Annotated in this window: 12 protein-coding genes; 8 read left to right on the forward strand and 4 right to left on the reverse strand. The window is 42.9% G+C overall.

Annotated elements, in window-relative coordinates; all coding sequences use genetic code 11:
• Positions 1-147: 147 nt before the first annotated feature.
• The 3 genes from BLD48_RS06225 to BLD48_RS06235 form a co-directional block, all read right to left on the reverse strand.
• Positions 148-558: an NUDIX hydrolase gene (locus tag BLD48_RS06225; protein ID WP_083412257.1), complete on the reverse strand. Its 411-nt coding sequence runs from the start codon at positions 556-558 to the stop codon at positions 148-150.
• Positions 555-1,211, reverse strand: coding sequence for a Type 1 glutamine amidotransferase-like domain-containing protein (locus BLD48_RS06230; RefSeq protein WP_071499431.1), 657 nt, complete (start codon positions 1,209-1,211; stop codon positions 555-557). Before BLD48_RS06230 ends, BLD48_RS06225 begins: the two co-directional genes overlap by 4 nt.
• A gap of 295 nt (positions 1,212-1,506) precedes the next feature.
• Complete coding sequence (locus BLD48_RS06235) at positions 1,507-1,920, reverse strand: hypothetical protein (RefSeq protein WP_071499432.1); 414 nt, start codon at positions 1,918-1,920, stop codon at positions 1,507-1,509.
• Positions 1,921-2,257: 337 nt separating this feature from the next.
• On the opposite strand from BLD48_RS06235, the gene BLD48_RS06240 reads away from it, so the two are divergent.
• From BLD48_RS06240 to BLD48_RS06250, 3 genes are read left to right on the forward strand one after another with little or no spacing between them, the layout of a single operon-like run.
• Positions 2,258-2,629, forward strand: a complete 372-nt coding sequence (locus BLD48_RS06240; RefSeq protein WP_071499433.1) for a hypothetical protein — start codon at positions 2,258-2,260, stop codon at positions 2,627-2,629.
• On the forward strand, positions 2,626-3,009 hold the full coding sequence (locus BLD48_RS06245; protein WP_071499434.1) for a hypothetical protein: 384 nt from the start codon (positions 2,626-2,628) through the stop codon (positions 3,007-3,009). The genes BLD48_RS06240 and BLD48_RS06245 overlap by 4 nt, the downstream gene beginning before the upstream one ends.
• Positions 3,010-3,025: 16 nt before the next feature.
• Positions 3,026-3,292, forward strand: coding sequence for a hypothetical protein (locus BLD48_RS06250; protein ID WP_071499435.1), 267 nt, complete (start codon positions 3,026-3,028; stop codon positions 3,290-3,292).
• A gap of 36 nt (positions 3,293-3,328) precedes the next feature.
• Here BLD48_RS06250 and BLD48_RS06255 read toward each other — a convergent pair whose 3' ends face one another.
• Positions 3,329-3,718 carry a RidA family protein gene (locus BLD48_RS06255; protein ID WP_071499436.1) on the reverse strand — a complete coding sequence of 130 codons (390 nt, stop codon included), beginning with the start codon at positions 3,716-3,718 and terminating at the stop codon, positions 3,329-3,331.
• Between the two features lie 110 nt (positions 3,719-3,828).
• Between BLD48_RS06255 and BLD48_RS06260 the strand changes: the two genes are divergently transcribed.
• From BLD48_RS06260 to BLD48_RS06280, 5 genes are all read left to right on the forward strand, one after another.
• The gene (locus BLD48_RS06260; protein WP_071499437.1) at positions 3,829-4,152 is read left to right on the forward strand and encodes a nucleoside triphosphate pyrophosphohydrolase; all 324 of its coding nucleotides are present in this window, start codon (positions 3,829-3,831) and stop codon (positions 4,150-4,152) included.
• A complete protein-coding gene (locus tag BLD48_RS06265; protein WP_071499438.1) occupies positions 4,149-6,461 on the forward strand; it encodes a DEAD/DEAH box helicase family protein in 2,313 nt (770 codons plus the stop codon). The genes BLD48_RS06260 and BLD48_RS06265 overlap by 4 nt, the downstream gene beginning before the upstream one ends.
• Before the next feature lie 295 nt (positions 6,462-6,756).
• Positions 6,757-8,349, forward strand: coding sequence for a type I restriction-modification system subunit M (locus BLD48_RS06270; protein WP_071499439.1), 1,593 nt, complete (start codon positions 6,757-6,759; stop codon positions 8,347-8,349).
• Positions 8,339-9,568: a restriction endonuclease subunit S gene (locus BLD48_RS06275; RefSeq protein WP_201723139.1), complete on the forward strand. Its 1,230-nt coding sequence runs from the start codon at positions 8,339-8,341 to the stop codon at positions 9,566-9,568. Before BLD48_RS06270 ends, BLD48_RS06275 begins: the two co-directional genes overlap by 11 nt.
• A gap of 28 nt (positions 9,569-9,596) precedes the next feature.
• Positions 9,597-12,755: a type I restriction endonuclease subunit R gene (locus tag BLD48_RS06280; RefSeq protein WP_071499441.1), complete on the forward strand. Its 3,159-nt coding sequence runs from the start codon at positions 9,597-9,599 to the stop codon at positions 12,753-12,755.
• Positions 12,756-12,808 lie beyond the last annotated feature (53 nt).

The following is a 12,808-nucleotide window of genomic DNA, read 5'->3' on the forward strand; positions in this document are numbered from 1 at the left end:
ATGATGGGAGCCATTTCAACAAAAATACGACTTTTTAGAGTACCGTGGCAAAAGAAATAGTGCGTACACCAAAAAACACGCCACAAAAACGTGGCGTGTCCGAACAGATATCGTCCGGTGTTGGATTCATATAAGGCAGAAGTGTCTTTAAGATGAAACCAATTGCGGGAAAATCTGATGTCGTTCAAAGTCGGCTAAGATGCTTGGGGCAATCTGCTTACGGATCATCGATTCGTCAGCCCACAGATACGCGTCATGTTCGTCGGACAGTTCGACAGTGCCGGTCGCAGTTGTACAGAAGTAGACCAGCAGGATGACTTGGCGGTCAGGATGGGTCAACAGGCTCGAAGCGTAAGCAATGCGGTCGACGATGACCGTCAAACCTGTTTCTTCCTCGATTTCCCGAATCAGACTGTCTTCCGGCTGCTCACCGAAATCAATTTTCCCGCCCGGACATTCCCATGTCCCGCCACCGGAATCGGCGGCAGCACGCTGGACGATCAATATCCGGTTGTCGTATCGAACGATGCCTTTCACAGCGGTTACGATCGTCATCATGTCATCTCCTCCTTTTGTCTGAGAAGGACAGCTTCAGGTCCTTCCTGTTGCACGAGCTGACCATTCTGGAGATGAATGCCAGCTCGTTCCGGTAAGCCGTAGCCGAATCGACTCATTGTTGTCTCAAACGCCTGCAACAAGTTTGTCTCTTCTTGCCACGTATCATAATGGACGGAAATCACAGCGTCCACTAGACTCAGCCCTTCAAGGACTAACGCCTTGCCCTCGCGTTGATCAATTGCAGGAATCCGGCATTCGCTCGGTGTCAGTAAGGCACCGGCAGAAAATCCGACGACCGGGACGCCTTGCTGAAACCGTTCTTGAATGATAGCTCCGATTGGCGTGTGCACGATGAATTGTTGATACCGTTCCGTCTCGCCACCCGAGATGATGATGCCGGCACAGGCACTCAGCTGCTCGAGTTGGTCGGCTGTTGGACTTGCGGACAACGGCAAGTGGAAAAATGCTGTTGCGCCACAAGCTGTTAACGCTTCCGTATAGATTGGCGCATAGTCCGACCAGGACGAACCGGAACGCGGTACATATAGTAACGCGACGGGACCTGTCCCGTTCAAACACGAGACAAACGTTTTACACAAACCGGGCGTAAACGGGGGACAGCCGCCAAATAAAAAGAGGTGTTGATTGACCATGACTGCTGCCTCCTTGCTAAAAAATGCAGAGTATAAAATAGTGAGTAAGAAATTAATTACAATCTCAATACTTTCAGAAGGAATAATCTGTTCTGGAAAGGTTACATTCAAATTATACAAAAAGCCGTTTATTATAAAATTCAAGAAAACTATCTTTTCTTGCTTTTGACAAAGGATACGCCACCTTTTATTTTTAAGTCTTTATGTTTCATAGAAACTCCAGTATCCAAAATTACTATAGAGGATCCCTTTCCGGTTAAAGTCTCACGCCTTACTTTTAGTTGATTATCAATTTTTAGTTTTTAGAATCGTCTATTAAATGGGTACATAATTCTTTAAACATCTTTTGATTCTTCATAACTGTTAATATATAAAGATTTTCCATATCAGCAGGTAAATTTTTCGAAATGACAGCATCGAATTCTTTGAAAGTAGGAAGTTTGATCTCAAAAAACTGGTTGAAATCTATTCCTGTAAATTGATAGTCTTCTAAGAACTGATCAGTAACAGAATTATAGTAGTCATCAGTAGAATCTTTTACATAACTAAAACGATAATTGAGAATTTTCATGACATCAATGATCCATTTGTGCTGTTCCTTAGAGATATCATGATCAATCAAAAAATCGTTAAAAGGCATTTCATCAATATTTACCATCTGTTTTAATAAAGTGATTTGATATTTAAGTAGTTCTAGTTCTTTCTGCATCGTTAACACTCCTTTGGTTATATTGATTTCACTTTAATAACTATTGATTAAAGTACAAAGAAAAGAATGGCTTCAGCAATAACATCTGAGGTAGAGGGAAAAATTTCACATTTGTCTATCATCATATCCATTTTAAGTATTTTTTTGTAATTACATTATTGTAAGATAAAATAATTATGATGAGGTTTCCTAAATTCATTAGATTAATCAAAGTTGATGAAAAAGCAATCGCCGATTGGAAATAAGTCCATCAGCAAAACCTGATCATTTTTTGAGATAGGTAGAAAACGGAAAATGAATTATACTGGAAATAACAGGAGTGAACGAGGAAGGACAGATGAAAATGAGCGACAATCACATCCATCAATTCCGTTACCGGGAGTCCGGCATGGGAGAAGAACAACTATTTACATGGACGGCCGCGACTCAGGAATTACGACTAGAGGAGGGGACAGGAGAAGAAACGACCGTTCTCTTGTCCCAACGGCAACAGCAAGAGCTGACACGACGTTTAGAGAAAACCGGCGTTATCGACTGGCAACCGGAATATACGACGGAATGGCTGATTCTCGACGGGACCTATTGGGAAATCAGCTGGACTGGATCAGAGGGAGACGGATCGTCTCAGGGCAGTAACACCTATCCGGACGGCTGGGAACTGCTTCGGGATTGGCTGTACCGTCAGTTTGAAAAGGAGGAGTTTGGATGAAGAAGTGGTGGATCGGGTTAGCTGTCTTAGCCGGCTATTGTATTCCATTCGTCTACCTGGCGTTGCTCGAAGACTTCAAGACAGGGACATTACTTGGTTATCTACTGTTACTTGTCGGATTCACGGTTCTTGCTTTCACCGGTCAGCGATGGGGTCATCTGCTGTTTGTGATGGCCGGCAATGTTCTGTCTTACTTCATCTCTGTTTATTTTGCAGGTCAAACAGATGCCTATGGCTTTGACGGCTACTTCAAGCCGTTGACGGCGGAACAACTGATTTTGCTCGTCAGTCTCTTGATGCTCATTCCACAATTGATTGCGATAGTGGTGGCGATGTCACTGGAAGCGAAAAAACGGATGAAGGAACAGATAAAAGAATAAAGGGAGGTAGAGCCGAATGAATAAAATCAGTGAAGCACTTTTAGAAGCTATCATCGACATCTTAGGGACAGGACAACAACTGGATTTGACGGAGATTTATCGACGTGTTCGAGAGCGGAGTGATTTGGATCTTTCGCGTTTTTCGACGGAAGCAGGACTAGATGCACGAATCCGTAAATTAATTTATCTTCATGCGAGTGAGTGTGAATTATATGAAGGAACGCAGGATTTGTTCTACAGTGAGACAGGCAAAGGGACAGGGCGCTGGGGATTACGGAAATGAAAAAACACGCCACTACAAGTGACGTGTTTCAAGACATTAGACTAACCCTAAAATCTCAACCTCGACCAAAGCACCTTTCGGTAACTCTTTGACGGCGATACAAGACCGAGCCGGGAAGTGGTTATGCGGAGCAAAGTAATCCGAGTAGATATCATTAAACGCAGCGAAATGATCCATGCTCGTTAAGTAACAGGTCGTCTTCACTACACGGTCCGGTGTCAGACCAGCTTCTTTTAAGATGGCATCGACGTTTTTCATGACCTGTTCCGTCTGTTCCGTAATGCCACCGACGACCATTTCACCTGTTGCCGGATTGATCGGGATTTGACCGGATGCGTATAACGTACCCTTAGCAATGAAACCTTGTGAATAAGGACCAATCGCAGCCGGGGCGTTAGTTGTTTCGATTTTCTGGAATGAACTCATGAAAACTCCTCCTCTAATCTAAAATAAATCGTATGTAGAACGTGCTATCTACCTTGAACTATAGGATATTTTTTACAACACCATCACCATACTTACAAGGAGTGAATCCAATGCCTCTTTATCATAAATTAGTCCGGGATCAGATTCCAACTATCATTGCTCGGAACGGAAAAAATGCAACGTTCCGGACCCTTAACGAGGAAGAATTCTTAGTCGAAGCGAAACGGAAATTGCATGAAGAAGTAGCGGAATACGAAGCAGCAACGACGACCGAAGAAGCGGTCGAAGAACTTGCTGATTTATTGGAACTGATTCACACGTTGGCTCGGACGCACGGAACGACACCGGAACAACTGGAAGCAATCCGGCTTAAGAAACACGATAAGCGGGGCGGCTTTGATGACAAGCTGTATCTGATTGAGGTCGAAGATTGATTCCGGCAGCAAAACTGACGACACACGATTTGTATGCGTCGTTGGTCGATGCCATTGACCAAGCCGATGAAGTCTATATCGTCGCCGCCTTCGCGCAACGTTCTGGTGTCGAACTGTTGTTACCGGCGTTACGTCGCGCCGTCGAACGGGGCGCTGATGTGCATTTTTTGATTGGCGACTACTTACATATTACGGACCCGGAGGCGTTGGCAGAATTATTGAAACTGGATGGTCTGTCGATCCGGTTTTATCGCTCCGGTGGACGAGCGTTTCATCCGAAAGCCTATCTGTTCCGCAACGCAGAGACCGGTCTGTCGATTGTCGGCTCATCGAATATCTCTAAAAGCGCGTTCCGGACCGGTGTCGAGTGGAATCTCCATTTGCCGCAAGCCGTCGCACCGTATATTTTAGATGATGCGATTGAGGCATTCATGGATCTTTATTTAAGTGAAGCAGCTCAAGACCTGAATTTGATGGTCCTCGAAGCGTACCGGCAAGAACATGACGCACGGCAATATGTCGCAGAACCGGAAGTTGACTATGCGGAGCAACAGCTCGTCACGTCCGAGGAGATTTTGCCGCACCGGGTGCAGGAGGAAGCATTACGGGCACTCCAGGAAACGATGGAAGAAGGACGGACGCGTGCTCTGACTGTGCTTGCGACGGGTCTTGGGAAAACGTATCTCAGTGCATTTTTTGCGCGTGACTTTAAGCGGATACTGTTCCTCGCACATCAACGTGAGTTGCTGGAACAAGCGGAACGTTCGTTTCAAAAGGTCGAGCCCAATTGGCAGACGGCTTTTTATATCGGATCAGACCGCACGAACGATGAACAGACGGACGTGCTGTTTGGCTCAGTCCAGACGTTATCCCAAAATCGGCATCTCGACCGGTTTGCAAAAGACCATTTTGATTTGATCATCATCGATGAGTTTCACCACGCAGCAGCTAAAAGTTATCAAAAAGTGCTTGCGCATTTCGAACCCCAGTTTTTGCTGGGACTGACAGCGACGCCGGACCGGATGGACGGATCGGACGTCTATGCACTGTGCGACAATCACGTTGCGTTTCAAATGCACTTCACGTCAGCGATCAACGAAGGATTTCTGACTCCATTCCATTATTACGGGATTCATGACGTCATCGACTATTCGCAACTGCGGCGAATGGGACGGAAATATGATGCGATGGAACTGGAACAGGCGCAGATTGATCGGGCAGTCTCAGAAAACATCTATGCCGCCTGGTCGAAGCACCGGCAGACGAAGACGATCGGCTTTTGTTCGTCAATCCGCCAAGCCGAATACTTGGCACAAACGTTCCGGGAAATGGGACACCAAGCGATTGCCTTGACCGGACAGACCGTCAATCGACGGGAACAGATTCAGGAGTTTGAACAGGGAACGTTAGAGATCGTCTTTACGGTCGATTTGTTTAATGAAGGAATCGACATTCCAAAAGTTGATACGTTACTGTTTTGTCGTCCGACGGAATCGATTGCAATCTACACGCAACAAATCGGACGAGGCTTACGTTTAGCGAATGAGAAATCACATTGTGTCATCATCGATTTGATCGGCAATTACAAAAATGTCGAGACGAAGTTGATGTTGCTTGGAATAGTAAAAGACAAACTCAAGCGTGGCGATACGGAGCCGATTACCCCACCAAAGGGATGCATCATCGAGTTTGATACACAAGCATTGAATATCATTCATCGGATGCGTCAACCGAATCAGCGGAAACTACGTTTGATTGAGAGTTATGAACAATTAAAGCTTGATCTCGGGCGTCGTCCGACTTACGTTGAGGTTGGTCAACTTACAGCCGTGCCGACTGGCTATAAACAAGAGTGGGGCTCGTACATTGGTTTCCTGAAGGAACAAGGTGAATTGAGGGATGAAGAAGTAGAGACTTACGATGCTAACCGTGAATTGATTGAACAGGTCGAAAAAACGGTTATGAACCGGAGTTACAAGATGGTCGTGTTGCTGTCGATGCTCGAGCGCGGAGAAGAACGTTGGATGGAGCCGATTACGGCTGAAGAAGTAGCTCCGTTCTTTTATGAGTATTTGCATACGGAGAAGTATCGGAAGCTGAAAGATGCGCAAACAGTCGAACTAAAAGGACCGTTTGATGCTACTAAAGTAGAAAAACTGTTAAAAAAAATGCCGTTTCCAAAGATGGGAAAGCCGTTTGAGTTTGATGGTGACGCGTTATCAATCGAAGAGCAGACCTCGGGACGAGAACTATTTAACTTCATAAAAGACATTATTCATTCTCGACTTCACTTGTACTTTTCAAATTAATTGATTATATAAGTTTTAAGCTTAGGATGAAAAGAAGCAAGGGGGAAGAGTGTGATTGGCTACATATAAGTATTGTGCAGTACTAGAGAAAATGGAAGAAGATGAGGTGTTTTATACAGGGAGAATCGTAAAATAACACTGACATAAGACGAACAGAGATATAACTAATAGGTTCATAAATCAAATAAGAACTACAATTAGAAGAAAATAGTAACTGATTAATCTATAATGATAGTAGAAGAACATTTTTTAATAGAGCTACTATTGGTTGCTCATGGAATGGAGAGAAATACACATGTCAGTATTGAATCAACAGCTATTTAGCGCAGCGGATAGCCTGCGTAGCAAGATGGATGCCTCAGAATACAAAAACTACTTACTCGGATTGATTTTTTATAAATACTTATCAGACAGAGTCTTAGAAAGAGTAGTGACGCTAGCGGATAAGTCTTTTGAGGATTATGATACTCAAGCAAAACAAACGTTACTTTATATCGAATTACTCTCTGACGAGGATATTAAAGATGATTTGATAGAAACGCTTGTCGATATGCTGGGCTATGAAATTGCACCTGCTTACCTATTTAATGTACTAGCAGATCAAGCGCAACAAAATACGTTTCAATTGAATGATTTAGCGAAAGCGTTCAATGATCTTTCGACGAAGTATATTCAATTCAACGGCTTATTTGATGATGTCGACTTGCAGTCAAAGAAACTCGGATCCGATGAACAACAACGGAACATTACGATTACGGAAGTATTAAAGAAATTGAACCATGTCGAGTTACTCGGTCAAAGCAGAGATGTGATTGGTGATGCGTATGAGTACTTAATCAGTCAATTCGCTTCTGAAGCAGGTAAAAAAGCGGGAGAATTCTATACGCCGCATGAAGTATCAGACATGATGGCACGGATAGTGACGATTGATCATGAAGATAAAAAGTTATTCAGTGTATTCGATCCAACAATGGGATCAGGCTCCTTAATGTTGAATGTAAGGAATTACTTAAACCATCCAGAGACAGTCAAATATCATGGACAAGAGTTGAATACCACAACGTTTAACTTAGCGAAAATGAATTTGATCTTACATAGTGTTAAAAGTGAAGATATGCGTCTACGTAATGGGGACACGTTGAATAAGGATTGGCCAACAGATGAGCCCTATACATTTGATGCTGTATTGATGAATCCTCCGTATTCTGCTGAGTGGTCAGCAGATGCAACATTCCTCGATGATTCGCGCTTTAATCGATACGGAAGATTAGCACCAAGAACAAAAGCAGACTTTTCTTTCTTATTGCATGGTTTTTACCATTTAAAAGATACAGGAACCATGGCAATCGTCTTACCACATGGTATTCTGTTTCGTGGAGCTGCTGAAGGGGTTATTCGTAAAAAGTTATTAGAAGATGGTAGTATCGATGCAGTCATTGGGTTACCAGGAAATATGTTCTTCGGAACCTCTATTCCGACAACAGTTGTCATCTTGAAGAAGAACCGTGAGACAAGGGATGTACTTTTCATCGATACGAGTAAAGACTTTATCAAAGGAAAAAATCAAAATAAACTTTCAATCGCACATATTGATCGAATTGTTGAAACGTATAAAAAGCGAGAGACTGTAGAAAAATATTCTTATGTCGCAAGTTTTGAAGAAGTCCAAGAGAATGACTTTAACCTTAATATTCCGCGATATGTCGATACATTTGAAGAGGAAGAACAAATTGATTTGGCATCGATCGGTCAAGAACTAAAAGTAGTTCATGAAAAGAAAGCTAAATTGGAAACGAATCTTTTTGAGATGATTTCATCGCTTCAATATGATGAAAAAGAAGAAGAATGGATTCAAGGAGCGCTAGAGGTGTTTAATCTTGAGAAATAATTATCCTGAAATCAGATTGTCCGGCTACGACACTGAATGGTCTTTGAAAAAACTAGGAGATATTACGGATGTAAAAGATAGCTCACGAATTTCCAACACATTGTGGATATCTAATGGAGTTCCGTATCTCCGATCAAGTGATCTTTCTAACGATAATATCAAAGGAGAACTTTTCCTTTCCAAAAGAACTTATCAAGAATACAGTACCAAAACAGGCGCCCCGTCGCGAGGAGATTTATTATTTACAAGTGGTGGAAAAATTGGAGTAACTTATTACAAAGAGGATGACAGTGATGTATATGTACAAGGTGGTAGCATTTTGTATGCAAAAACTTCAGAATCAGAACACCTGGATGGAAGATTTTTGAAATCCTATTTTGATACTTCGATTTTGAAGAAGTATATTGAAAATGCTTCAACGGGGTTAACTATTAAACACTTTACTTTAAAGCCAGCAAAAGATACTCCTATTACCATTCCCGATTTAGAAGAACAAATTAAAATCGGCTTATTCTTTAAAAAATTAGACGATGTGATCTCTCTTCATCAGAAAGAACTCGATGCTTTTAAACAAACCAAAAAAGGTTTCTTGCATAAGATGTTTCCGAAAGATGAAGAAACTATTCCGGAGATTCGTTTCCCAGAATTTAAGGGAGATTGGAAACTTACTACTCTTGGAGAAATCGCAGAAATTGTTCGTGGTGCTAGTCCTAGACCAATTCAAAATCCGAAATGGTTTGATGATACATCGGAAGTAGGATGGCTCAGAATCGCGGATGTAACAGAACAGAATGGTCGCATTCATCGCTTAGAACAGAGGTTATCAGTTGATGGACAAAGTAAAACAAGAGTATTAACTAAGCCACATTTAATGCTAAGTATTGCTGCTACTGTAGGAAAACCAGTTATCAATTATGTTAGTACAGGGGTACACGATGGATTTTTAATTTTTAAAAATCCTCAATTTGATATTGAATTTATGTTTCAGTGGTTAGAAATGTTTAGGTTAAAATGGTCAAAATACGGTCAGCCAGGAAGTCAAGTAAACCTAAATTCTGAATTAGTACGTAACCAAATTCTTTATTTGCCAGATATAAAAGAGCAAATCAAAATCAGTAGATTTTTTGAACAAATTGATCAAGTTATTTCTTTGAAAGAAAAAGAACTTGAAGTATTAAAGAAAACAAGGCAAGGTTTCCTTCAAAAGATGTTTGTCTAATCAATTAAGTAAGAAAAGAGGAATCTCGGTGAAGTTGACGTATGATGATGAACTGACTGTTGAACGACGATTAATTGAGGTTCTTGGCGAAGGGCATAACCAATGGAACTATCGTCCAGACTTAAAATCAGAAGCGGATCTGTGGAACAATTTGCGTCACAAGATTACACAAAATAATTTAGCTGAGATTAAGGAATATCCAATCACGGACAAGGAGTTTGACACCATCAAGACGGAGCTCCTCTCGAAAACGCAGACACCATTCAACGCAGCACGCTGGTTAAAAGGAGAAAACGGTATTTCACGAATTACGATTGAGCGCGAAAACGCAGCACTCGGCTCGATGTCACTCATTCTCTATTCCAACCAAGATATTGGTGGCGGTATTTCGACGTATGAAGTCGTCCACCAAATTGCGAAACAGCGGTCGACGGAAGACGGACGTGATCGTCGTTTTGATGTCACGCTCTTGATTAACGGCTTACCAATTGTTCAAATCGAATTGAAGAAAGTCACGGCGAAAGACGGCGTCTTCCAAGCGCATCATCAAATCAAGAAATACGCAGAAGAGGGCTTGTTCCGGAACAATATTTTCTCGACGTTGCAGCTATTCGTCATCTCAAACGAACAGACGACACGTTACTTTGCCAATGCTTTACCGAAAGACATGCATCGGAAATTTATCTTCAGCTGGCGGACGACCAACAATCAGAAAGTCGACAATCTGTATGAGTTCGTCAAACAAGTCTTGAACATCCCCGATGCGCATCGTTTGATTGCGAACTACACAATCGTCAGTGAGGATCAAGATAACAAAGCCTTGATGGTACTCCATCCGTATCAGATTCATGCAATCGAAGCCCTGTTCACGGCAGCAATGCGTCATGAATCGGGCTTTGTCTGGCATGCGACAGGCTCCGGAAAGACGTTAACGAGTTTTGTATCGACGAAGTTATTGGCCCGTAAACCCGGTGTCGACCGGACGATAATGCTGATTGACCGAAAAGACCTGGATAATCAGACGACGAGTGAATTCACGAAGTTCGCTTCGGAGTTCAACACGGGGATCTCGACTGGGACAGGTTCCGCGAATAGCTTGATCATTGGCACATCGAGTTCGAAAAAATTTAGCGAGACCTTACTATCTGATACGAACTCTAACACCGTCATCATCACGACGCGTCAAAAGCTTGAGGCGGCACTACGTTATGCGCAAAAACAAGAAACTGAAAAAGGAACGCAACGGTTCCAGAAGTTGATTGGGCAGCATATCGTCTTTGTCGTCGATGAATGCCATCGTGCTTTGAGTGCGGAGGGAATGGAAGGCATCAAAGGCTTCTTCCCGAACTCGACCTGGTTTGGCTTCACCGGAACACCCATCTTCAACGAAAATAAGAAGCAGGGACAAGGACAATTGGCACGGACGACACGGGATCAATACGGTGAGGTTTTACATACGTATACGATCAAGAATGCACTTGAGGATGGATCCGTCCTCGGCTTCCAAGTCGAACACGAGGACACGATTGAGCCCGTTTCCCTCTACAACCATATCTTTTCGAATCTACGAGCAGACGCTAAGCATGCTGATCGGACCGACGAAGAAATTGGTACATTGATCGAAGAGATGGATGAGATGACGAAAGAGGCATATATCCCGAATGACTTGTATGAACGGGACGCGCATATCGAGAAGGTCTTGCAGAAGATGTTTCGCCCGGATAATGCCTACACGAAGTTTGACTTCAAGAACGGGCGACCACAAAAATCGGCCATCTTGACGACGAGTTCGATCGCGATGGCGAAGCGCTATTACCATGCCATCCAAGAGATGAAGCAGAATCCAAATTGGATAGAGGCACATTTTGCAGGGCATCCACTTCGAAAAGGACGTACGATCGATGATCCTGATTTCCCGCGGATTGCAATCACCTATTCGATGCAAGAGAACATTGAGAACGCAACGGAAGTCCAAGAAGAAATGCGCCAAGTCATTCGTGCTTACAACGACTACTATGGAACGGCTTGGTCAATCGAAGACATCGAGCGTTATAACGGCGATATCAATAATCGATTGGCACGGAAAAAAGCCGAGTTCAAGCAATTCGGAAAACAGATCGATCTCGTCATCGTCGTTGATCGATTGCTGACTGGCTTTGATGCGCCGACGATCCAGACATTGTTCGTCGACCGAAATCTCAGCTATGCGAACTTGATTCAAGCGTTCTCACGAACGAATCGAACCTATCCGGATAAGACAAAAGGATTAGTCGTCACATTCCGGCGTCCTGCGACGATGGAGGAGAACGTCCGCGCAGCGACGCGTCTCTACTCAAATGAAAATGAGGATTCAAGCCTGATCTATCCAACATACGATGAATCGAAGAAGCGATTTAAAAAAGGATACAAAGTACTAAAGGATATCGCCCTATCACCGGATGTCATCGATGAACATTCGCCGATTGACGAACGTGTAGAATTCGTTAAGGCGTATCAGGAATTCAATCGAGTATTCGAAGCGTTAGCCACATACGATGAATACAATGATGATATGGAGAGTTCCAAGGCATTAGTGGATCAAGTACAAGTACTTGAAGACTTTGCTGGTATCTATGAAACGGTAAAAGGATCTCTGATTGAAGATGAAGATGACAGTGATGAAGAACGAATTGATTATTCCGAAATCGAGTTTTATGCAGAGAATTCAATTAAGCTGTATGACATCGATTCGACCTATATTAATCAGTTATTAGGCACGTACTCTGCTAACAGTGAAGACATCCGCTCGGAGATTGAAAAGGCGCTACAAAAACTCGGGAAATCCGAAATCGTGAAGACGGTCTATCATACGATTCTAGACGCGATTGATAACGAAGTCGTCTCACCGGATGAAGATATCTTTGCCGTGAAGCGGCGCTACTTTAAACAAGCCTATCAAGAAAAAATTGAAACATTTGCTTTAGAATGGTGTGTAGATGAGCAAGAGCTATATACTTCAGCAGTCCAGTACCATATCGGTATGGAGAAGATTCCGAACGTGGGGCGGATTATTGAAAGTAAAGATTTTGCATCTTATAAAGAGACACATCCCGATGCGATTTTATTAAAATACGGACCAGGCATGAAACGTTCGTGGCGTACCGTGTTGGATGAAGAAATCATTCCACTTGATCAAGAACTGCGTTAACGAAAAATACCTTCCAAAGCTGATGTGAATCAGAAATGGAAGGTATTTTTTGT

Origin of the sequence: Exiguobacterium sp. KRL4, assembly GCF_001870785.1 — a bacterium.
Taxonomy (GTDB): domain Bacteria; phylum Bacillota; class Bacilli; order Exiguobacteriales; family Exiguobacteriaceae; genus Exiguobacterium_A.